Genomic DNA, 23,142 nt, shown 5'->3' with positions numbered 1-23,142 from the left:
TATGTTTTTAAGAACTCTTATAGCAACTCTTATTTTAAAATTATCTTTATTCTCTTGCGCAGATTATTGGGATCCAAATAGTATTCAATATATGTTTTTAGATAAAAAAGATAATCTATTTTTACAATTTAGTGAAGATTTAAATGATCCATCAATATACAATCAAATTACATATTTGTACAGTGAAGAGAGTAAAAAGCAAAATATAGACGAATGGAAAAAAGAGTTAAAAGATAAATATAGTTATGAAGAAATTGAAGATTTTATATATAACAAAAATCTTAGAAGATTAAGTGAAATAGAAGCTAAAGAGTATATAAATTTTGTATACGAACAAGACAATTGTGTAAATAATAGTTTTGGTGAAACAAAACCTACAAGATGTACAAACTTTATACCAAAAGCTCTAAAAAAACTTGAAGATGCTAAAACAGATTTTTATAAACAAAGATATTTTTTTCTCGCACTTAGAATGGCACATTATCACAAAAAAAATCCTTTAGAAATTTACAACAAATACTCTTATCTAATAGAAAATTCTAATTCCATAGTAAAAGATTGGATAGATGCTTTATATGCTGGAGCTTTAATTAAAAGTGGAGAAAAAGCAAAAGGTGTTTATTTATTCTCAAAATTATTTGATGAGGCGATAAATTCTCATTTAGCTTTATATAACTTCTTTCATATTAGAAATCAAAATGATTTTGACTTGGTTTTAAATCTTGCTCAGAACAGTGATGAAAAAGCAAAAATATATGTTCTAAGAGCTTTAGATAGTTCAAGTAATACAATTGAAGAGATGAAAAATATTTATAATCTTGACAAAAATTCAAAATGGTTAAATTTTTTATTATATAGAGAACTTCTAAAATCACAAACTTATTTTAATACTTATGACTATTTCGAAGAAATAGATGAATCACAAAATAATATATTTTATTCAAAATATATAGAATTTCTAAAAACTTTAGAACCAGAAAATAGATATTTAGTAGACTTAAGCTTAGTTTATTTCAATATATACTCAAAAAATTATGAAGAAGCTAAAAAAGTTTTAAATAAACTTTTAGAAGCTTATCCAAAATCACATGAAGTACGAACAGCATCTTACATTTTGTATCTTCAATCTTTAGAAAAAATAGATAAAGAGACTGAAAATGTAATTATTGATAAAATTGAAAAGTTAATTGATGAAAATCATACATCAAATACTACATATGAATATACTTTAGAAGTCTTGTCAAAGTTATATAAAAAACAAGGTTTGGATTTTAATACATTTTTATCTCAGAATTATTCATATATTGACTATACAGCTTTAGATTTAGATAAATTTAGAATGTTTGAAGAGTTTTTATCAAAACCTCAAGATTCAAAATTAAAAACTTATTTACAAAAGAAATATCAGAATCTAACAAAAAATAGTCAAGAGTTTGATTATGCAAAAGTTTCAGTTTTAATAAATAATTTAAAATTTAAAGAAGCATTAGATACTAAACTTTCTATTTTAGATACAAATTTAGAATATAATCCATTTAATGGTTTGATTCGAGGAAACAATAGAAGTGGTAAAAAAAATGAGATGACAATAAAACTATTTTTAAATAAAATTATTGAAATTGAATCTATTTTACAAAAAAATCCAATCAGTGCTATGGATAATTTTCTATATGCAAATGCTCTATACAATCTAAGTTATTTTGGTAATTCAGACAGAGCTACAACTACATATAGAAGTGTAGCTTATATTCATACACCAAAATTACAAGAAGAAAAGTTAAATTTAGCTTTGAAACACTATGAGATTGCTTTAAATAATTCTCAAGATAATGAATTAAAAGCAAAAACAACATATCAAATAGCAAAAACAAAATTAGCTCTATTTGATTTAAAATATGATAAAGATGGCTATCCACAAGGCCTTTCTTGGATGTATTCAAAAAATCAAAAATATTTTTATGGTTCTGATGATAAATTTTATGAAGATTTTTTACTAAAAGATGGTAAAAAATATTTTGATAATTTACAACAAAACTATAAAGATACAAAATATTATAAAGAACTTCTAAAAGAGTGTGGTGATTTTAGAACTTATATTAACAATAAATAAAAAGGAGAAATATGCAGTATTTTGGAGAAATTGAGACTAAGTATGAAGAAGTTTTTTTAACAAAAAGCTATATGTATTTTAATAAAGATGAAGAAGAGATTACAGTAAAAGATCTAAAAAGTTTAATAAAATCAAAAGATGATAGAAAAAAGAATATTATCGGTACTGTTTTTATTTATAATCCAACAGTTACTCCTGTTGGTTTTGATTCAAATAAACATCTTTTAGAACAAAATTTTGATAATTTTGATGAATTAATTGAGCTTAAATGTGAAAATTATATAACAGCATTCAAACAAGCAATGAAAGATAGTTGTGAAGGTAAAATTGTAGAGGTTAAAAATCTATTTAATCTAATAGAGTCTAATATAGATTCTTCAAATCTTTTAAGCAAATTTAATGAGGATTTAGAAAAGTATAATTCTAATCAAAATACAGAATTTGACAGAGATATAATGTATGTAGATGCTCAAAACTATATTCCTAGTGGTAAATTTGTATATTTCTGTTGGGGTGATAAAATAAATGAAAAAGAGTTTCCTCATATTTTTAATTACGCAAAAACTATTTATGAAAATAGTGTAAGAAATGGTAAAAAAATAGCTTTTACTTACAAAAAAGAGAAAACTTGTGAAGAATCAATAAAATATCTTCAGTTTTCAAATCCTATGCAGAATTTTAAAAATAGAAATTCAATAGCTTTTGCTATCAAAAGATCTTTCGATACATTTCCTCCTCAACCGGCTTTTTATGAATAATTTCATAAAAGGCTTTAATTTTAGCTAGTTTTAATAATTATAATTATATAATTCCGTCCACTTAAATTATTGGGGTATCGCCAAGCGGTAAGGCAACGGTTTTTGGTACCGTCACTCGAAGGTTCGAATCCTTCTACCCCATCCAAATTTAAGTATTTTTCATGGTGAGGTTGGAGAGTGGTCAAATCCTGCGGACTGTAAATCCGCCGCCTACGGCTTCGAAGGTTCAAATCCTTCTCTCACCACCACTTTTTTAAAAGTCAATGTATGGTTCGATAGCTCAGTCGGTAGAGCAAAGGATTGAAAATCCTTGTGTCGACAGTTCGATTCTGTCTCGAACCACCACTTGATTTATACACACTTGTGCGAGTGTGGCGGAATAGGTAGACGCGCGGGACTTAAAATCCCGTTCCGGTTTCGGAGTGTGAGTTCGATTCTCACCATTCGCACCACTTTTATATTAATCTTATTTTTTTAATATTTTAAATTATAAGATTTGTATCCATGATAAATTTATAAAATTATTTTGTAAGTGAAAATTTCAAGCAAGGATAATAGAATCCTTACTTTTCTTTATTCTTCTAGAAGTTTTTCAATATATTCTTTAGATTCTCTAGTCATTTCAAGTTCCATATGAGGAGCATCTTTTGCTTCAACAAGCTCAACATTTAAACCTTTTTTCTTAGCTATCTCATAAAATTCTTTATTAATATTTGGTGTAGAAATATCATCAGCTGTTCCATAAACAATAGCTATCTTAGTCTCTTTTGAGATTTTATCTAATACATCAATAGCACTAATAAGAGATTTATCTTCTGGCGCTTTTTTGTGTATATCATAAACTCCACCTGCACAAACTAAATTATCAACCAAATTAGGTTTTACACCAATTGCAGTTGCACTTAGCATACAACCAGCGCTATGAGCAATAATAGTTGTTTTTTTAGAATCATATTTTTCTTTTAATGCTTCAACTAATTCAACAAAAAAATCAACATACTCTTTTTTTGCTGCTAAGTTCTTTTCTGTTTTAGAACCTATATATTTCAATTTGTTAGATGAACTTTTTGAATATCCAGGAAGAGCCACTGCTAAAGTTGTAATTTCACTACTCATAGATACATCTTCTGCAAAAGGAGAATATCTAGCAATTACATCTGTTCCCTCATCCCAAGTTCCATGAATTATTATAGTTAATCCATCTTTTTCACCTTCAAATGCTTTAAAATTTATACATTCACCTTTTGCGAAAACAAAATCTTCACCTTTATTTAAACAATCCTCTTTTATATCTGCAAAAGCTATATTTGCAAATAAAATTGAACCCAAAACTAATGATTTTTTTAACATGCCATCTCCTTTTTAATAAGCTGTAATTCCGATATATCCATCAACTTGTCTTTCAATCACTTCAACTATTCCGGCTTGAGTAAATGATATATTATCTATAAAATCACTTTCTTTCCATTTCATAGTTTCCATAGTATTTTTACAAGCGATAAACTCAACATCATATTCCATAAGAGATTTAATTCTCTCTAATGTAGTTTTATCGTAATCTTTTTTTAAAGCTCTTAAACCCTTACCATATGCTACAACAACTATTTTCAAACTTTCTGAAGGATACTCTTTTAAAATATTATACATTGAACCAATTGTATGACTAACAGTATCAACATCTCCGACATAAAGTGAATAAACTACTTTTCTAGGATTCTCAAAACTAGGTTTTGGTTCACTAAAATTCGTTTGTGAAAATGCAAAACTAACTAAACATAAAACTAAAAACAGTTTTTTAAACATTATAAACCTCTACATTCATATCTTTCTGAACTAATCCAGATTTTAGGATTCTACAATAAACTCCCCTATGCCCTTTTAAAAGCGTTGGTAAATTCTCGTCAAAAACATTTAAATGGTTACAAACTGTACAGATTTGTGTAATTTCAATGAAACTATCACCAATTTTAAAGATAGTCCCAACTTCAAAATTATGTGGATCAAAATCTAATAAAATATTTTCACCTAAACTCCCAAATGCCAAATCTATACTATTTTCTTGTGCAATTTCATAAGATTTCAAACCAACAATCATAACAGTTTGATCTAATTTTTTACCCGCAAATTTATCAAACTCTATTCCATAATTTTCTATTAAATTAAGTCTTTCAACCTTTGGTCTAGGTAGTCCACTACTACCTAATGTAGCACTAAAGATTTCTAAAACTTTTCCTACATTTTTCATTTTAAATTCTTCTTTAAAATATCCATATAATCCTTTTTAGACCAAGAACCTGGATATTGATTATTTAAATTCCCTTTCTCATCAACAATGAAGAAACTAGGAGTTATTTTCTTATATTCTTTCTGCAAATCAAAAGGTAATGAAGAGTTTTCCATATCTACCTCTACAAAAATATAATTCTTATCACTAAAATCTTTTATTTCAGACAATGAAAGAACTTCTTTATCCATCTTTTTACAGAAAAAACATGTTTTAGATGTAGCATAAATCAAAATCTTTTTAGATTCATTTTTGGCTTTATTTAAAAGCTGTTTTTCTTCTTCAGTTTTTAGTAAAGGTTCTTTAACAACTAAATCTTCTTTTAGATTTGCTTTATAATCTAAAAAATAATAACTCAAATTAACATAATCTTCATTTGTCAATTCGCCTTTCATACTAGGTTTATTATCATAATAATTCATTACTGTATCATCACAAATAGCGTTAAATCTATCTGGATTTTCTAAGTAATCTTTTAAAAATTTCTCTATTTCTAGAACTTGAATATCAGGTTCATTTGGATCTCCTATTTTTTTAGGCCCATCCATCATTGCCCAAACTATCATATTTGCAGTTGGAGTTTTTAAATTTAATAAAGTATTATCTTTTTCAAAATAGTTCTCTTTTATCAAATTTAAAGGTATATACTCTTTATGACAAGAAGCACATTTTTGTTCAAAAACTTTTTTACCATCTTCATAAGTTGCATATAAATTTAAAACAAAAATTAAAATAATTAATATTAATCTCATATGATTCTCCTTTTTCCATTTAAAAAATATATTCTAATATCTTTTAGATAGAAAAAGGCACAAATTTGTGCCTTTTATCAAATAATCCCAGGATTTCCCTTAACTCCAACAATATCTGGAGTATCAACTTTAAGATTACTAATATTTTTAATATTTTTTAAATATGTTTCAACAGTTTCCCAAACTGGCTCACCATCAGCTTTTGAACCAACAGTAGACCAACCTGATACTCTATAAGCTTTAGAAGCATCTAATTTCTCACCAGTTTTAGTTAAAACTATATCAGATATTCTACTTCCCATTTTTGCTTTTGGATCTATTTTATAAGAAATTCCACCTGTTCTTACCATATCTCCACCTTGTTGATAGAATGGATCTTCATTGAATAAGTTATCAGCTACATCTTCTAAAATATCTTTTAAATCACTACCTTTAATATCTCTTACATAAGTTTCAGGATATGTCATAGCAGTTTGAGTCATTAAGTCATCAAATGTGATAGTTTGACCTTTCATTACAGATGTTCCCCATCTAAAACCTGGGCTTAATGAAATTTGAGCATCTTTAACTTCCATTAAAGCATCACAAATAATTTGATCCCATGAACCATTGAAGTTTCCCCTTCTAAATAAAGTCTCTTCTGTTGTTGCAATTGGTCTTGTTAATTCTTTTAAATAAGGTAATCTAACATCTTCAATATATTTTTTCATCTCTTTATTTTCTGGAACTAAATCAGAGAAAATAGGAAGAAGTGTAAATTTAAAATCTTTAATTTTTCCATTTTGAATATCAAGATCTAGAACATTTAAGAATTTACCATTTGATCCAGCATTACATACATAAGTTGTACCTTTTGGATTTTTTACAGGCACTGCTTCAGGAACACCATCATGAGTATGTCCACCCATAATAAAATCTATTCCTGTACATACTTCAGCCATTTTTTTATCTGTATCAAAACCATTGTGAGATAAAACAATAACAGCATCTAGCTTCTCTTCAGTTCTTATTTTATCAACTAGTTCTTGCATAGTATCATCATAAATACCAAATGTCCAATCAGGAATAAATCTTTGTGGATTTGCAATAGTTGTATAAGGGAAAGCTTGACCAATAATAGCCACTCTTGCATTACCCATTTGTTTAATTGTATATGGTTTAAATGCGTGTCCTGTGTCTTCATCAAATACTGGTGCATCATTCATTAAAGCATCTTCTTTAACAAATACATTTTGTGCTAAAAATTCAGCTTTTAACTCTTTTACATTTGCTAATACTTCTTCAGCTGTATATGTAAATTCCCAGTGACCAACACAAATATCTACACCTAAAAGATTAAGTGCACCAACCATATCCTTTCCTCTAGTCCATAAAGAAGTTGCACTCCCTTGCCAAGTATCTCCACCATCTAGAAATAAAGTTTTATCTTTTCCAAAACTATCTCTTAGAAAATCTACAACTGTCTTAATTTGTGCAAAACCACCTGTCTTACCCATAACTTTAGCATGTTCTTCAAAGTTTACACATGAAAATGCATACTCTAATCTTTTATTACCTTTAATACCATAATAATCTAAAAATTTTTCACCAACAATATGAGGTGGTTTTCCTAAATTACCATAGAAACCTAAATTTACACTTGGTTCTCTAAAGTATACTGGTAAAAGCTGTGCATGAGAATCTGTCATATGTATAAATCGAGCATTCCCAAAAGGTTTTAATTTATAATAATCTTCAATTTTTTTTGAAGTATCTGTCATTCTTGTGTGCGAATTTGCAAATACTGGTGCAGCTCCTAGAACTGCCATCATATAAACAAATTCTCTTCTACTTAATTTACTCATTTTGTTTTCCTTTATATAAATAAAAAAAAGCCAAGATTACTCTTGACTTTTTAAAATCTGTTACAAAAAATTCAATTAGTACTTGTACCCATCGCTAGGACTAGCTAATTTCCAATTTTTCTTAGAATCTTCCATTTGTGTTAAAGCACTAATAGCGAAGCTACAAGATCTCCAAGCTGCAAATTCTAAAGAAACCATTTCACCTGTTGGTTTAGCCTTATTATCAACAATTGCAATCTCTTTTGCACCATTTTTTAATGCTTCTTTTGATGCATCAATATATTGGCTAGTTTTCATTCCAAGTCTCATAAATTCAACTTTATTCTCAATTGCTAACTTGTTATATTTTTCTGCTGTCTCTAATAATTTTTCAACACCATTTGCTTTTACATCACACTCTTTTTTTACATCTAACTTTGAAAAATCTTCAGCTGATAATGAAGTAAGAGTTAAAGATAATATTGCTGAAATTGCTGTAATTTTTAAAATACTTTTCATTATAAATCCTTTTATTTTCTTACATCTGGACCATCAACTGGCATTCCATTTGACATATATGATAAGAAATAAAGAAGTTCTATCATTTCTTGACTTTCATCTTTTGGAGGAACTTGACCTTGATCCACAACACATCCAGAAAGTCTTCTTTCAACTGTTCCTATTTCTGCCCATCTTAATCTTACTACAGGGAAACTCGTAACTTGACCAACAAGTGGTGATAAAATCTCATTTCTAACTCTTTTACCAGCACCATCAATATGACAAGTAGCACAAGAAAGTTTTAAATATCCTCTTTGAGAATAATAATACTCTTTACCTCTCTCATAAGCTTTTTTCTCAGCCTCGCTGTTTATTTTAATGTCAAACTTTTTACCAGCTTCTTTACTTTGATTTACAAAGTAAGCTTGGAATTCAGCCATAGGACCTTTCTGAGTATCCCATTCTTTTTCTCCATTTGCTCTTAAACAATCGTTAATCGCAGAAGTTAAAGAAACCATTTTTTTAGTTTTTTGATCATAATATGGGAAAGTCCCAGATATTGTTAAATCAGGAAAACATGTTTGTAATGAATTTCCATTCGCAAATTTTTTAGTATAAAGTTCTTCACCTTTTTCAATTGCCTCTTCATATGGTGGCATCTCTTTTAAAGCTTCATACTGTTCTTTTGCATCTTTTGCATAGGCATAACTTCCGATATTGAAGTCCATATGCTTAAGACCTTTTTCATATTTTGTTGCTAATTCTTGCTCATCTGAGTACGGAAAAAATCTATTTAAATTTTTCGCTGGATCTTCAAATTTAGCTTCAAAATATTTAATAGCTTCTATTCTATCTTTTTCTGCACCAGCATTAAAATTTGCAGCACTTAGTGTAGTTGCTGCAAATAATAAGATAGCAGAAGATTTAACTATTTTAGAAAACATGTTTTCTCTCCTTTTAAAATTTAAATCAAATTATTTGATTTTTTCAGTAGTTGTATCTGTATTCCCTTTTAAATCTGTCCAAGTGAAACTTAATTCATCACCTGCATTTGCACCTTTAAATGAAAATTTAAAGTATGGATCTTTTGATAAAAATTGACTTGTAGAAGCTTCGTAAACTACTTTCTCACCAACTTTTGCAATTACATAAGTAATAAAGTTAGCTTCTTTTTTAGCTCTTTCAGCTTCTTGATAACTTAACATATCGTGAGATGCTAATGCTTTAACCTCAACAACACCATTTTTGTCTAATTTTGCTTTAATTTTTGTAGTTGCCATTTTAATGTCCTTTTCTTAATTATTTATATATTATTTATTTTTAAAATTTATCTGTGAATTAGTTGACAATATCAACCTCCACATCCACCCATAGTAACCTTAATTTCTTTAGTTACAGAATGCAATTTTCCACCAACTTCAGCAACTACTGTTACTTTACCAGTTTTTGCCATTTTAATTCTGAATGCATAATCTAATACCATATTATCATTTACAGTAAATACTGCAACTGCACTTTCAGGATTTGCATCTTGGAATACTGCAATTTTACTTGCTTTTAATTCTGTATCAAAAGATACAGGAACAACTGCACCATTTTCTGCAATTTCTGGAGCTTTTAAATTAATTCCACCTTCAGTTGTTGTACTTGTTCCAAAAATTTCTTTAATTGCTTCGTCAACTTTTGTTGCAGTCCATGCTTTTGGTTTACTTTTTCTAAAATCCTCAGCACTTAATTGAGCTGGAACTGTAGCAGCAGCTAATACACCTAATCCTAATCCTAAAAAATTTCTTCTATTTAACATGATTTTTTCCTTTTTTTAATTTATTGTTTTTAAATAAGCAACTACTGCTTTAATTTCATCTGGGCTTAACCAACCATTTCTTCCAAATGCAGGCATTGCTGTAATTGGATTTCCTGTTGATGGATCAAAAACTTTATCATATAAAGCTTCTTCTGACCATAATGCTAAAAATTGTAATTTTGGTCCCATATTACCTGGTCCATCAATCTCTTTTCCATTTGCAGCATGACAAGCCAAACAGTTACCTTTTGTATTTGTCATAAAAATTTTTTCACCTTTTTTCACTAAATCATCATTAGCACTAGAACTAACAATAATTAAAGAACATAAAGCTGAAATGCTTGCTATTCTTTTTAATAAATTCATAGCCTCTCCTTACTTACTAGAATTGATCATATAATCGATAATTTGTTTAAACTTCTCATCGCTTATATCCGCTCCACCTTTTGGTGGCATAGCATTTATACCATTAATTCCGTTAGAATATACTTGTTCTAACCCTTTTGAAACTACTTTATCCCAAGCAGCTTTATCTCCAACAACAGGTGCTCCAATTGCCGCATTTGAGTGACAAGCTGAACAACCCGCATTCTCATAATCTGCTTGACCAGGTGCAGATTTACTTGCATCTACTTTTGGCAATTCTCTTGCAGTAGAAAGAGGTTCATTTGCAGCTTTTGATAAATCTTCTTGAATTCTAAGAACTAAATTTTCAACATCATCTTTTATACAATCCTTCATACATCTTGTACCTTTTCCATAGTTTGTAGGATCACTTAAAAACTTAGTCATATTTTCAACACCTTTTTTTGGATTTTCAGGTGTATTTGTTTCTGGATAGAATCCATTAACATTTGGCATAACTATTTTCTGAAATTTTTCTTTATCTAAAACAAAATCATCATCTAGTTCTTGTCCGTCAATAGTAATATTATTTACAGATAATAAATAAGCTGTAAGTGCATAAGTTTCACTATTTGTTAAACTTTTTGGATGATTAAAAGGCATTGACTCTTGTATATACCAAAATAAAGTAGAAGCATATGGCCAATACGAACCTATAGTTTTATCTGGATTATCTGGATCTGGATTTTCATCTGCTGGATTTAATCTTTGATGTTTAAGTGAAGCCACTGTACCACCTGCAAGTTTTGGATAACCTTTTCCTCCACTTCCAAAATCTCCATGACACATAACACATTGTGCATCATAAAGCTCATTTCCTAATTCAACAGAACCTTCAGCTTTTTTTGGTTTTCCATTTTCATCTAAAACAACTTTACCGTGTTTCATTTCAAATTCAGGTAAACCACTATTATCGTAAGCTACATCTAAATCCCAAGCTGCAATTTCTGTTTTAGTTGCATCTCTTCCTATATTAAATTCTTTTGTATCTTGCGTATTTACATGGTATTGTGTATATTTTCCATCTTTAACTGGATATTTTACAGCACCATCAACAGAAGAAGCAGCATGAGCTGAACTTACAAGAAGAGTAGCTAAGCTAATGCTTAAAATAGTGCTTTTAAGCTTTTTTATGTTTTCTAATATGAACATTATTACACTCTCCTTTTGCTGTTATTTCCCAAGTTACAATTGCATTTCTGTGATATACAGATTCAACTCCAACTGCTGCAGTTTCTTCATCAATTGTTGGTTGGATATTTCCAAAATCATCATAAGCTCGGCTTGATAATAATAAAGGTTTTCCATCCCATTTGTATATATAACTAAATCTTGTCCAAGATTTTGGTAAAACTAATCCTTTAAGTTTCGCTTCAACCCAGTTATCACCACCATCAAAAGATATATCAACACCTTTTATAGTTCCATGACCACTCCAAGCAATACCTTCAATTTCTACCATATCACCTTTTTTAAGATGTGTCCACGGTTTTTCAGGACATGGTTTAGTAATTACAGAATTTACTTCATTTACCCAGAAAAATCTTATTGCTTTTCCTGATTTTTGAAGCATTGTATATTTTGAAGTTTCTTCTTTTGCATGCCAAGGTTTATCACTAAATTCAAGTCTATTTAACCATTTAGTATTTAAATTTCCTTCCCATCCTGGAACAACAAGTCTTATTGGATATCCTTGTTCTGGTCTTAAAGCTTCACCATTTTGTCCCCAAACAACCATAACGTCATCAAGAGCTTTTTCAACTGGAATTGTTCTTGGATTTGATGCATTATCACTTCCAACAGCTAACATCCAAACAGCATCTTTTTCTAATCCAATATCTTCTAATATTGTTTTTAACATTACACCAGTCCATTGAGCAGAACTCATCATTCCTTTCATAAACTGTAAACTATTAAATTGAGGAGCTCTCCATTCAGGACTTCCATTTGCAGGACACTCAATAAAATATGTTCTTGTTTCACTTGGATATCTTTTTATATCTTCTAAAGTTAAAACAACTTCTCTTTTAACTTTACCGTGAATCATTAACCTATATTCGTTTGGGTCAATTTGTGCAGTTCCTCCATGATTTCTTGTAAAAAATAAACCATTTGGAGTTATTATTCCTTCAGACTCATGAATTGGACACATTGAGATAGATGCATATGCATCTCCCGAAGATAATAGGTCGTGAGTTCTTCTAATATTATTATGTTCATAAACTGATGGCATACCGTAAGGATTTTTGTTTACCACATCACCTAACTTTTGCCCCCAAGGTGCATCATTTATAATAGCTTTATCATCTGCTTTTAAAGAAACAGGTGATAACACAGATGCAGCACTTAGAGCACCAGCCGAGTAAATAGCAGTTTTTTTAAAAAAATCTCTTCTACTTGTAGCTTCTACAATAGATGAATCTTTTGTAGTTTTCAAAGCTTTACTACTATCCAAACTAACCTCCTATAAAATTTTGACTATTTTTTTATTACTAATGTCAAAGTGGATTATAGATTTTATAAGTTAAAATAGAACTTAAACTATTAATTTTTCTTATAGGAAATTTACTAAAATACTCATAAAAATAGCATAATAATAGCATATGTTACAAAATGTTTTTTTATAGATTTTATTTAATTATAATAATAAAAAGGCTAGCTTATAGCTAACTATCTTTTTATTATTTTTGAGTCAGGTTTTATATCTAGTTTAAAAATTTTATATAATTTTCTAATTAGTATCATCAATAATAATCCATCTAGCATACTAGCAATTATAAATGAAAAATATTCATTTTGAGAAATTAATCCATAATTGTATGAAAGCATTGCAATTGCAACCATAAATGTCAGAGGCATTGAATCACTAAGAGCAAAAAGTGTAGTTTGTTTTGGTTTTAGATAATTTAAAAATACTAAATATGAACTAACCAATCTAATAGAAATAATTGCAGCCATAATGAAAAATGCATGTTGCAGTATATCAAGTGTTATCATATCAAGCTTTACTGTTGAACCTGTATAAATAAAGAAAATTGGAGCAAAAAAACCAAAACCAAAAGACTCTATTTTATGTAACAATTCTTGTTTTTGATTAAAGAACATTTTAAAAAACAACCCTGCTGTAAATGCACCTAAAACCACATCTATTTTTAAAATAAGCATTATTGATACTAAAATTAAAAGTAAAGATATTGAAAATCTTATATCTTGATCATGCTTGTCATCTTCATTATCTGGTATAAGGTATTTTTTAACTTCTGGAAACCACCAAAAAATCATATATGAAAATCTAAGAAGTAAAATAGTAACAATAACAACAGCAATAATTGTTAATATTGATGTGAAAAATTTACTGCTTAAACCAAATTCAGTCCATCCCCCAAATAAAGTTAAAGCCAAAATACTAATAACTTCACCCACAACTCCAATAGATAAGGCTAAATTTAACCAAGGTTCATCTTTTCCGTACTCTTTTATTAGCATCATCAGCATACCTAAAGAGAAGATAGGAAGAGCAACAAAATAAGTTAAACCTAAATCAAAAAACCAACAAACAGCTCCAGCAATACTATACAACAGAACAAAATACAAAATAACATTCACTGCAAGAGTTGCTTTAATAACTTTAACTAGCTTGAAATTTATCTCCAACCCTGCTAGGAACATAAGATATATAAATCCAAATTTAGCTACAAGTTTTAAAGTCTCATCAGCATAAATTAGCCCCAAATAACCACAAATTAAACCTAAAATTATTTCTACAACAACTACAGGTATTTTTAAAATCTTAGCAAGAATTGGCGCAGTCATAATTATCATACAAATTGTTATTATTAAAACTATTTTTTCCATATTTTCCTATACTTACTGTTGTGGTTCATCATCTGTTTTCATCCCAGCTTCTGTTAGAAATGGGCTTGCCACAAAAGTTAATTTTTTTATTTTGTCATATTTTGCATAAGATAGATATAAAATATCTTTTGCTCTTGTAACTGCAACATAAAATAATCGTCTCTCTTCTTCTAGACTTCCACCTTTACTCATAAGCTTTCTATTTGGAAATCTTCCATCCATTAAATCAATTACGTAAACTTCTTTAAACTCTAAACCTTTACTAGCATGGATTGATAAAAGATTTACACCATCACCTTCACTAAGCTCACTACCACCTAAAATCATTGAGTTTATAAACTTAGATAAATCAGAAAAATTTCTAGCTAAATTACGTAGCAATATAGCTTTTCTATTTATTTTAGCTAAGGATTTTGTCTTTTGAATAGCATTTATTTCACCATCTTTTTGTGTTGCCCTTTTTGTAGATAGCATATCTTTTATTTTTGAATAAGCCATAGATGAGCTTATCATTGAAAGCAAATTTTCTGGATTTTTTGTTCTTCTTAACTGTTTAAAAAGCAGATAAATATCATAAATATATTTTGCACCATCTATAGTCAATTTTGGATGTTTTAAAATAGGATTTGCTAAAAAGGCTTCTTCAAAATTACAATCTTTAAATTTTGAGATACTTCCAAGCTCTAAAAAATCATCAAAAAGTCCAAGTTGTTGATTTTTTGCTCTACTTTCATATGGGTTGTTTATACTTTGATTTGGATGAAAAAATCCATTTAATAAACTTCCATCTCCTAATTTTATTAGTGCATCAAAAACATCTTTAGCTATTGCTTTTCCTATACCTTTTCCATGCTCAAGAATATGAATAAATGCCATCATATCATTAGTAGAAATTTGTAAAACTAAAATATCAAGAAGAAATTTAACTTCAATTGAGTCAAAAAAACTCATTCCACCTTTTCTTTTTGCAGGAATAGAAAACTCTCTTAAATTAGCTTCTATACCATCTGCACTCGAATTATTTCTATAAATTATTGCAATTTCATTGTGAGGAGTTGATGATTTTGAAATAAGTTGTGAAATATATTCATACTGGGAAAAAAGTTCATTAAATACTAAAAGTTTAGGTTGATGATTATTTTCAAGTCTTACAACTTCTAATTTTTTTGGATAAACCCTTTCATTAAACTCAATAACTTTTGTAGCTAAATCTAAAATAGGTTTAGTAGAACGATAATTTTTTCTAAGGGTAAATACATTTGCGTCTTTATATCTTTTTGCAAAAGTAGAAATAATACCAATATCAGAACCATTGAAAGCATAAATACTTTGATCATAATCTCCTACACAAAAAAGAGATTTTGGTCTAAAAGCATCTAAAAGTCTTCCTTGTAAAGGATTTGTATCTTGATATTCATCTACAAGTATTTCTTGGAATGCAAAATCTTTTTCTTTTAAAACTTCTAGCATCGTAGTTAATAAATCATCAAAATTCACGTATCCATACTCTTTTTTTAAAGAGTTAAATTCATCAATAACATCTTCATAAATTAATGTATATGATTCATGTGCAGGACTTTTTTCTTTTATCCAAGAGGTAAAATCTTCGCTATTATTTGAGTTTAAATATAAAGAATAAATATCATATAAGTAACCACCATCATAAGGATTTGCCTCCTCGTTTCTATCCATAAACACTCTTTTTTCATATATAGATTTAAAAAGTGTTTTAAGTTCATTTGGTTGTTTAAGTGTTATGTTAACATCTAATTCTTTTAAAAGTTTGAAAGAAACAGAGTGAAAAGTTCCAGCCATAATCTCTTTTGCTATATCTTTTGAAAAAATCTTTGAAACCCTATTTATCATCTCAACTGCTGCTTTATTAGTAAAAGTTAAAAGTAAAATCTCTTTTGGCTTTATTCCACTATTTATTAGATGAGCTATTCGTCCTACAATAGTTGATGTTTTTCCAGTACCTGCACTCGCAATTATTAGGTTATAACCACTTTTACAAGTTGCTGCATTAAGTTGTTCTTGATTTAAATTTGATAATGGCATAAATTAAGGCTTATATTTTTTGTTTAAAAAGTGAAATCATTTTGGAATAGTAGTATAAGGGTAGTTAAAAGTAGATAAAAAAAGAGAGCCGCCTAGGGGAAGCGACTCTCTTCATACACAAGGAAACATAAAAATTATCTATTTAAGAAACTTATCTTAAAAAAATATTTTTTATAAATAAGTCAATAAATCAACTTACTTATAAAGAAATTATATATAAAAAAGATTAATAAAAAATTAATCATGCTTTCCATTTCGAACTTTTTTCTACTTTTTTCTCATTTTCGACTAAAATCACTATATATTTACTTGACCAAATAATTAAAAATATTACTAATAAAAGGGAGGTAACATCAATAAACAATAAATAATTTAAATCAAAATTAGAGCTAATTGATGTAAATATACGCAAAAAAGTCAATATTTGAATTGCTATAAAAGTGGCTACAACAAAATTATTTGTTTCTATCTTTCTTCCTGAGTGACCAAGAATAACTCTAGTACCAAATCCAATTAAAACTGTAACAAAATAGCCAACAGCTAATGTATGAATCACTGCTTTTTCAAAGAAAAAATCAGGATTTACAAATACCATAACACCTTCAAAAATAGATATTAAAAATGCAATAGGAATCCAAAATAATCCTATATGCAGTACCCAAACAATTGGTGGCATTTGACTAACAGGAAGTTTCCATTTTATTAACTCTTTTGATATAAATATAAATAGTGGAATATCCACAATTAAATTTAGTTTTGGATTTTCAAAACTTAATACACATACTTTTAAAATTAGTAATAAAAACAAAATATCTAGTAGTCTTGAACTTTTATTTATATTATATTCAGGAGCCATTACTCTAGTAAAAAAGGGAATCATTCTTTGAGAAATAGTAAAAATAATCATAAATAAAAATAGATAAAAACCACTATTTATAGCAATTTTAGAGAATAAAGTAGATAAAGAAAAATCAAATTGTGAAATCAAAAACAATAAGTGAGCAACCAGCCCTGAAGCAAAAGATATTAAAACCCACTTTGTATCATTTTTATCTTTTAAAATACTTTTTTTATGAATTGAATAAAGAAGATTAAAACTTAAGATTTGTACAAAAAGAATTAAAATTTGAAAAAATATAACTAATTTTGGCAAAAAAATTATTGAAAGAAAAATTCCAATACTTCCTATAAAATATAAAAGAAATTGATTCATATAATCTTTTGAAGCTATTTCACTTTGCATCAAGAATTTAGGAAATACAACGAATAAAAAACCAAGAAAAAATTGAATGAAAACAACAAAAATCAAACTATATGCATGATAAGTTAAAAGAGATGAATTTAAAATCAAAATATTTGAATAACTAAAAAAAAGAAGCAACATAAACAAAATAAAGAAAATTACTCCATTTGTAAAAAACGGTTGATGTGGTTGGGATGAGAATTTTTTATACCAAGAAGTCATAAGAATCTCCTAAAAATTTTAAGAGATTCTATCTGCTTTAATAAAAATTGATATTGACTTTAAACAAGAAAGCCTATTTTAAAGATTTCCTACAATATATTCAATCTCTTCATCAGTAACATATGGATTCATTGGTAAGCTCATTATCTCTTTTGATACTTTTTCCGAAATTGGGAAATCACCCTCTTTTAAATTTAAATATTTAAAACATTCTTGTACATGTAGAGGCATTGGATAATGTACTGCCGTTGGAATTCCTAGATTTTGTAGTTTTGTTTGAACTTCATCTCTGTTTTGTACTCTAATTGAGTATTGTGCCCAAGCCGATGTTCTATCATCTTTAACGAATGGAGTTTCTATATTTTTTGCATTTAAAGCTTGTGTATATTTAGAAGCTACATCTTGTCTAAGTTTTAAATCTTTTTCATAGTATTTTAATTTTACATTTAAAACTGCTGCTTGAATAGTATCTAATCTTCCACCCATACCAATATATTGATGATGATATCTTATACTTTGACCATGAAGTCTAAGAGATTTTATTTTATCTGCAAGTTTATCATCATTTGTAAACACTGCTCCACCATCACCATAACAACCTAACGGTTTAGCAGGGAAGAAAGAAGTACAAGAGATATCACCTAAAGCTGAATCACTAATACCTTTATAAGTAGCTCCAAAGCTTTGAGCTCCATCAACGATTACTTTTAGGTTATGTTTTTTAGCTATTTGATTTATTTCATCTATATCAGCTGGTTGCCCATATAGAGATACTGGAATGATAGCTTTAGTTTTAGAAGTGATTTTTTCTTCAATTTTACTTGGATCAATATTATATATTTTTTCATCAATATCAACAAATACTGGTTTTGCTTTTAGAAAAGCTATTGTTTCTGCTGTTGCGAAGAAAGTAAAAGGAGTTGTAATAATTTCATCACCAGGTTGAATATCTATAGCCATCATAGCAAGTAAAAGAGCATCTGTTCCACTTGAACATGATATTGCATGTTTAGCAGCTGTAAATTTCTCTAAATCTCTTTCAAGCTCATCTATTTGAGCACCCATAATAAAATTACAATCTCTTGCTACTTTTAAAATAGCATTTTCTATTTCATCTTTATATAAGTTATGTTGAATTTTTAAATTTGCAAAGTCTATTTTCAATTTTTTTCCTTTTATTTGTTCATATTGTTATCAGCCATTGTTAGAATTTCTTGAATTCTAATAGCTTGTACAGGGTTTGAGAAAGATTCTGTTTTATTAACAACAGATAATCTAAAGTGTTCAATACTATTAAATAAAGCATCTTCTACTTCAATTTTAGGGATATATGCATCTAATTCATTTGTTTTTACACAATAATCATCACTATAAATATCATCTCCTTTTAAAACCTCTACATTTTTGTTGTATACAACTAATTTTTCAGATAATTTTACATCATCATAAACTAACATCTTTTTTGTACCAACAATAGTTAATTTTCTATCTTTTATTGGTGAAATCCAATTTGATTCTATTTGAGCAAAAAAGTTATCATATTTCAAAGTTAAAAATGTAATACTCTCTTTTGGATTATAAATTTTTTCTCCAAAAGATTTTATCTGCTTTGGAAAAACTCCATCCATTAAGTAATCAATTATAGATAAATCATGTACAGCTAAATCCCACATTGAACTAACATCTTTTCTAATTTGTCCAAGACTTGTTCTTGTTGCATCAATGTATAAGATATCTCCTAATTCGCCATTAGAAATTATCTCTTTTATTTTTTTAATTGCTGGATGAAAAATCATAATGTGGTCAATATGAATTATTAAATTTTTTTCTTTTGCTAAAGCCTCTAGTTCTAGAGCCTCTTCAATTGTAGAAGTAAAAGGTTTTTCAACATATACATGTTTATTGTTTTCTAAAGCAGCTTTAATTAATTTGTAGTGAGTACCTGTGTTTGTAGCAATAGCAACAGCATTTATATTTACATTATTCAAAATATTTTCATAGTTTGCATCATAATTTACAGTTTCTATATAAATAGACTTTGCTTTTTCTATATTACTTTCAATCATATCACAAATTGTGTGTAGCTTTAGATTTGGATTTGCATTTATATTTCTAGCGACATTCGGTCCCCAATAACCAAAGCCCACCAAGGCGATATTCATCATCTAAATTTTCCTTCAAGTATTTTTAAGATTTGGCATTGTACTCAAATAAAATTTAGATGAAACTTTATAAATAATTTTTAAACTCTAAAATTAATTTTAGAGTTTACTATATTCTTTACATCCTTCTTCATTATTTAATAAACAAGCCTTATTAAAATAATTTTTTGCTTGACTTTTATTTACTGCAAGAAATTTACCATCTAAATAAGCAACTCCTAAATTAAAACAAGCATTTGAATAACCTAAATCACAAGATTTTTGATATAAATTTACTGCTTTTAATGGTGATAATTCTACACCTTCTTCATTATAATATTTGTATGCTAAATTGTAACAAGCTTTTGCATGGTCAAGATTACAAGATTTTGTAAGAAACTCTATCGTTTTAAAATTGTCTTGCTCTTTTTCATAAATTGAAGATAGATTAAAACAAGCACTAGAATTTCCATCCTCACATGCTTTACTATAAATATCAATAGCTTTACTTAAATCTTTTTGAGTTCCAAGCCCTCTCTCGTCCATATACGCAAGATTAAAACAAGCCTGATTATGTCCTTCGTCACAAGCTTTTTTAAATAATTCATAAGCTTTAGAATAATTCTTAGCAATATGTTCACCTTGAAAATACATCAAACCTAAATTATAACAACCAGCAAATGCTCCTTTTTGACAAGCAATATTAAAAATATTTGCAGCTTCTAAAACATTTCCTTTTTCAAGTTCTACATAACCATCTTCAACCATAGAAGCATTCGAAAAAGAGAAAGCAAGGGCTAAAGCAATTATAGCTTTGATAATTTTTTGCATAAAAGATCCTTTGTTTGGAATTTAAACAATATTACAATTTTTAGATTAATAGTAGGTAAAGAAAAGAAGAAATTAGGTAAGAATTCTTACCTAATCATTTTTTAGTGACAACTTCCACAACAAGAAGTTGAAGTAGCTTCAGATGCTGCTGCTAAAACTGCATCGTAATTTGGTTCATTTGTAATTTCAGGAACAATCTCTTTATATGTAATTTTTCCAGATGGATTTACAATAAATACTGCTCTTGCAGTAAGTCCTGCTAATGGTCCATTTGCTTGTAAAACTCCATAAGATTTAGCAAATGCTTTTGCTCTAAAATCAGAAGCAACTTTTAAATTTTCTATACCTTCTGTTGTACAAAATCTTTTCATAGCAAAAGGTAAATCCATAGAAACTACAATAACTTCAGCATTATCAAGTTTCGATGCAGCTTCATTAAATTTTCTAGCTTCTGCAGCACAAACACCTGTATCTAAAGATGGAACTGATAAAATAATTTGAGCTTTACCTTTTTGACCACCAATTTGAATATCACTTAAATCAGCTGCTACTGCTGAAACAACTGGAGCAATATCTCCAAGGTTTAACTCTGTACCATTTAAACTTACTTCCAATTCACCTTTGAATTTTACTGTTGCCATAAAGGTATCTCCTTTTTTGATTAAATATTCTGTAATTATAGTTATTTAGGATAAAATCTGTCTTAATTAAAAAGTTTGATTTTATCACTTAATAAAACTATTTTTTTATCTTCTATTAGTTTTGTTAATGTAGCTTTATAAGATTTTTTACTCATTCCAAAAACTTTTTTTATGTCTTCAGCATCGCTTTTGTAAGTAAAACTTATCTCTCCACCATTGTTTTTTAAAACTTCAATAATTTTATTATCATCTATTTTTTGACCAATTTTTTGTAAACTTATATCTAATTTGTTATCTTCTCTAACTTTTTTAACATAAGCTCTTTTTTTATCACCAATTCTTAAATTTTCGAAAACTTCTGAATGAAAAATCATTCCTTCATAAAGATTGTTTACAATAACCTTATAACCTAAAGGTGTTTTTGAATATAAAATTATTTCTACTTCATCATTTTGCTTTAAATTTTTTGGTTCACTTTGTAAAATATATTTTTCACTTGCAATTAACCTACTTGTTCTTTCATCAAATTGCATTTGTAAAACTTTATACGAACCTACAGTAAAAGTACCTTTTTGTCTATTTTTTGGAACCAACAAATCTTTCGCTAATCCAATATCTACAAAATATCCAAATTTCGCACTATCAACTATTTTTAAATTAGCAAACTCATTTAAATACAAATATGGTTTCAAAGTAGTAGCAACTAGTCTATCTTCACTATCTGTATATATAAACACATCAACTAAACTTCCTATTTGCATAGATTTTTCAACATAAATATTTGGCAATAAAACTTCTGTTTCATCACCACTTATTAAGTAAATTCCTGGTTCACTAACTCTATTTACTCTTAAAGTGTTTACAACACCTTGTTTTAATTTTTCATTCATTGGTTTTTCCGTCTTTCTTTTTTATTTTTTAATATTTTTATAGTTGCCAAAGCAACAACACTGACCATTATAATACTAGCACCTGAACTAATATCATACAAATATGAGATAACTAACCCACAAAGTGTAAACATTGTAGCTAAAATTGAGCTAATAATCATCATATTTGATAATTTATTTGCGAAAGTTTCTGCTAAATATGTTGGAATTGTAAGAAGAGCAATAACTAAAATGAGTCCAACTGCCTTTATTGCAGCAACTACACACAAACTTGCTAAAATCAAAATAAGTGTATAAAAAAACTTTACATTTATTCCTCGTAAACCTGCAAACTCACTATCATAAGACACTGCTAAAATTGGTTTATAAAAAAATACAACAATTATTATAATAAAAATATCAAGTAAAGTCATAAAAATTAAATCTTCACTAGATACAGCAATAATACTTCCAAATAAGTAGCTCATTAAATCAACATTATAGCCTGGTGTTATATCAATAAATACTATTCCTATGGCCATTCCACTTGCCCACATCATTCCAATAATTGCATCTATTCTACTTTTATTTTTTAAAGTAATGATAGCAATTAAAATAGCAGTAATAATGGCAAAAATAGTAGCTCCAAAAAGTATTGGAATTCCTAAATAAACAGCAAGACCAATTCCTCCATAAGCACTATGAGCAATTCCACCTGTTAAAAAAGTAATTTTATTTACTACAACTAAACTTCCAATAATTCCAGCTGCAATTGAAATTAAGATTCCTGCAATTATTGCATTTTGTATAAAATCATATTGTAAAACTTCTAACATATTTTTACC

General features: G+C 28.1%; 23 protein-coding genes and 4 tRNA genes. 6 read left to right on the top strand and 21 right to left on the bottom strand.

Annotated elements, in window-relative coordinates; translation table 11 throughout:
• Window position 1 precedes the first annotated feature (1 nt).
• The 6 genes from ACBT_RS04810 (at window position 2) to ACBT_RS04785 (ending at window position 3,320) form a co-directional block, all read left to right on the top strand.
• Window positions 2-2,110 (top strand): hypothetical protein, encoded by a 2,109-nt coding sequence (locus tag ACBT_RS04810; protein ID WP_024775246.1) that lies wholly within the window; start codon window positions 2-4, stop codon window positions 2,108-2,110.
• A gap of 11 nt (window positions 2,111-2,121) precedes the next feature.
• The gene (locus tag ACBT_RS04805; protein ID WP_024775247.1) at window positions 2,122-2,868 is read left to right on the top strand and encodes a hypothetical protein; all 747 of its coding nucleotides are present in this window, start codon (window positions 2,122-2,124) and stop codon (window positions 2,866-2,868) included.
• Between the two features lie 70 nt (window positions 2,869-2,938).
• Window positions 2,939-3,013: transfer RNA gene (locus ACBT_RS04800), tRNA-Gln, on the top strand.
• An 18-nt stretch (window positions 3,014-3,031) separates the two neighbouring features.
• A tRNA-Tyr gene (locus ACBT_RS04795) sits at window positions 3,032-3,116 on the top strand.
• 21 nt (window positions 3,117-3,137) lie between these two features.
• Window positions 3,138-3,213, top strand: a tRNA-Phe gene (locus tag ACBT_RS04790).
• A 20-nt stretch (window positions 3,214-3,233) separates the two neighbouring features.
• Window positions 3,234-3,320, top strand: a tRNA-Leu gene (locus ACBT_RS04785).
• A gap of 121 nt (window positions 3,321-3,441) precedes the next feature.
• Here ACBT_RS04785 and ACBT_RS04780 read toward each other — a convergent pair.
• From ACBT_RS04780 to ACBT_RS04680, 21 genes are all read right to left on the bottom strand, one after another.
• Window positions 3,442-4,218 (bottom strand): alpha/beta hydrolase, encoded by a 777-nt coding sequence (locus ACBT_RS04780; protein WP_024775248.1) that lies wholly within the window; start codon window positions 4,216-4,218, stop codon window positions 3,442-3,444.
• A 12-nt stretch (window positions 4,219-4,230) separates the two neighbouring features.
• Window positions 4,231-4,671 (bottom strand): DsrE family protein, encoded by a 441-nt coding sequence (locus ACBT_RS04775; RefSeq protein ID WP_024775249.1) that lies wholly within the window; start codon window positions 4,669-4,671, stop codon window positions 4,231-4,233.
• A complete protein-coding gene (locus tag ACBT_RS04770) occupies window positions 4,664-5,113 on the bottom strand; it encodes an MOSC domain-containing protein (protein WP_024775250.1) in 450 nt (149 codons plus the stop codon). Before ACBT_RS04770 ends, ACBT_RS04775 begins: the two co-directional genes overlap by 8 nt.
• Window positions 5,110-5,904 carry a thioredoxin family protein gene (locus ACBT_RS04765; RefSeq protein WP_024775251.1) on the bottom strand — a complete coding sequence of 265 codons (795 nt, stop codon included), beginning with the start codon at window positions 5,902-5,904 and terminating at the stop codon, window positions 5,110-5,112. Before ACBT_RS04765 ends, ACBT_RS04770 begins: the two co-directional genes overlap by 4 nt.
• Window positions 5,905-5,981: 77 nt before the next feature.
• On the bottom strand, window positions 5,982-7,748 hold the full coding sequence (gene soxB, locus ACBT_RS04760; protein WP_024775252.1) for a thiosulfohydrolase SoxB: 1,767 nt from the start codon (window positions 7,746-7,748) through the stop codon (window positions 5,982-5,984).
• A gap of 75 nt (window positions 7,749-7,823) precedes the next feature.
• Window positions 7,824-8,246 carry a hypothetical protein gene (locus ACBT_RS04755; RefSeq protein ID WP_169729045.1) on the bottom strand — a complete coding sequence of 141 codons (423 nt, stop codon included), beginning with the start codon at window positions 8,244-8,246 and terminating at the stop codon, window positions 7,824-7,826.
• An 11-nt stretch (window positions 8,247-8,257) separates the two neighbouring features.
• On the bottom strand, window positions 8,258-9,172 hold the full coding sequence (gene soxA / locus ACBT_RS04750; RefSeq protein WP_024775254.1) for a sulfur oxidation c-type cytochrome SoxA: 915 nt from the start codon (window positions 9,170-9,172) through the stop codon (window positions 8,258-8,260).
• Between the two features lie 30 nt (window positions 9,173-9,202).
• Window positions 9,203-9,508, bottom strand: a complete 306-nt coding sequence (soxZ, locus tag ACBT_RS04745; RefSeq protein ID WP_024775255.1) for a thiosulfate oxidation carrier complex protein SoxZ — start codon at window positions 9,506-9,508, stop codon at window positions 9,203-9,205.
• A gap of 71 nt (window positions 9,509-9,579) precedes the next feature.
• Window positions 9,580-10,032 carry a thiosulfate oxidation carrier protein SoxY gene (soxY, locus tag ACBT_RS04740; protein ID WP_024775256.1) on the bottom strand — a complete coding sequence of 151 codons (453 nt, stop codon included), beginning with the start codon at window positions 10,030-10,032 and terminating at the stop codon, window positions 9,580-9,582.
• Window positions 10,033-10,047: 15 nt separating this feature from the next.
• Window positions 10,048-10,398: a sulfur oxidation c-type cytochrome SoxX gene (gene soxX, locus ACBT_RS04735; protein WP_024775257.1), complete on the bottom strand. Its 351-nt coding sequence runs from the start codon at window positions 10,396-10,398 to the stop codon at window positions 10,048-10,050.
• A 9-nt stretch (window positions 10,399-10,407) separates the two neighbouring features.
• Window positions 10,408-11,589, bottom strand: a complete 1,182-nt coding sequence (locus ACBT_RS04730) for a c-type cytochrome (RefSeq protein ID WP_024775258.1) — start codon at window positions 11,587-11,589, stop codon at window positions 10,408-10,410.
• Window positions 11,558-12,892, bottom strand: coding sequence for a sulfite dehydrogenase (gene soxC, locus ACBT_RS04725; protein ID WP_034218576.1), 1,335 nt, complete (start codon window positions 12,890-12,892; stop codon window positions 11,558-11,560). Before soxC ends, ACBT_RS04730 begins: the two co-directional genes overlap by 32 nt.
• 215 nt (window positions 12,893-13,107) lie before the next feature.
• Window positions 13,108-14,292, bottom strand: coding sequence for a cation:proton antiporter (locus ACBT_RS04720; RefSeq protein WP_024775260.1), 1,185 nt, complete (start codon window positions 14,290-14,292; stop codon window positions 13,108-13,110).
• A 12-nt stretch (window positions 14,293-14,304) separates the two neighbouring features.
• Window positions 14,305-16,350: an ATP-dependent helicase gene (locus tag ACBT_RS04715; protein WP_024775261.1), complete on the bottom strand. Its 2,046-nt coding sequence runs from the start codon at window positions 16,348-16,350 to the stop codon at window positions 14,305-14,307.
• A 241-nt stretch (window positions 16,351-16,591) separates the two neighbouring features.
• Window positions 16,592-17,815 carry an NnrS family protein gene (locus tag ACBT_RS04710; protein WP_024775262.1) on the bottom strand — a complete coding sequence of 408 codons (1,224 nt, stop codon included), beginning with the start codon at window positions 17,813-17,815 and terminating at the stop codon, window positions 16,592-16,594.
• Between the two features lie 78 nt (window positions 17,816-17,893).
• Window positions 17,894-18,979: a DegT/DnrJ/EryC1/StrS family aminotransferase gene (locus ACBT_RS04705; RefSeq protein WP_024775263.1), complete on the bottom strand. Its 1,086-nt coding sequence runs from the start codon at window positions 18,977-18,979 to the stop codon at window positions 17,894-17,896.
• 11 nt (window positions 18,980-18,990) lie between these two features.
• Entirely contained in the window at window positions 18,991-19,980 is a 990-nt protein-coding gene (locus ACBT_RS04700; RefSeq protein WP_024775264.1) for a Gfo/Idh/MocA family protein, read from the bottom strand.
• 96 nt (window positions 19,981-20,076) lie between these two features.
• Window positions 20,077-20,787 carry a tetratricopeptide repeat protein gene (locus ACBT_RS04695; RefSeq protein ID WP_024775265.1) on the bottom strand — a complete coding sequence of 237 codons (711 nt, stop codon included), beginning with the start codon at window positions 20,785-20,787 and terminating at the stop codon, window positions 20,077-20,079.
• 101 nt (window positions 20,788-20,888) lie between these two features.
• Window positions 20,889-21,428, bottom strand: a complete 540-nt coding sequence (gene prx-suh / locus ACBT_RS04690) for a thiol peroxidase Prx-SUH (RefSeq protein ID WP_024775266.1) — start codon at window positions 21,426-21,428, stop codon at window positions 20,889-20,891.
• A gap of 62 nt (window positions 21,429-21,490) precedes the next feature.
• Window positions 21,491-22,318: a CvfB family protein gene (locus ACBT_RS04685; protein ID WP_024775267.1), complete on the bottom strand. Its 828-nt coding sequence runs from the start codon at window positions 22,316-22,318 to the stop codon at window positions 21,491-21,493.
• A complete protein-coding gene (locus ACBT_RS04680) occupies window positions 22,315-23,133 on the bottom strand; it encodes a metal ABC transporter permease (RefSeq protein ID WP_024775268.1) in 819 nt (272 codons plus the stop codon). The genes ACBT_RS04685 and ACBT_RS04680 overlap by 4 nt, the downstream gene beginning before the upstream one ends.
• Between the last annotated feature and the right edge of the window lie 9 nt (window positions 23,134-23,142).

This window comes from Aliarcobacter cibarius (genome assembly GCF_013372265.1).
Lineage (GTDB): Bacteria > Campylobacterota > Campylobacteria > Campylobacterales > Arcobacteraceae > Aliarcobacter > Aliarcobacter cibarius.
Note: the sequence above shows the minus strand (reverse complement) of the source record. Positions and strands in the feature narration are given on the sequence as shown.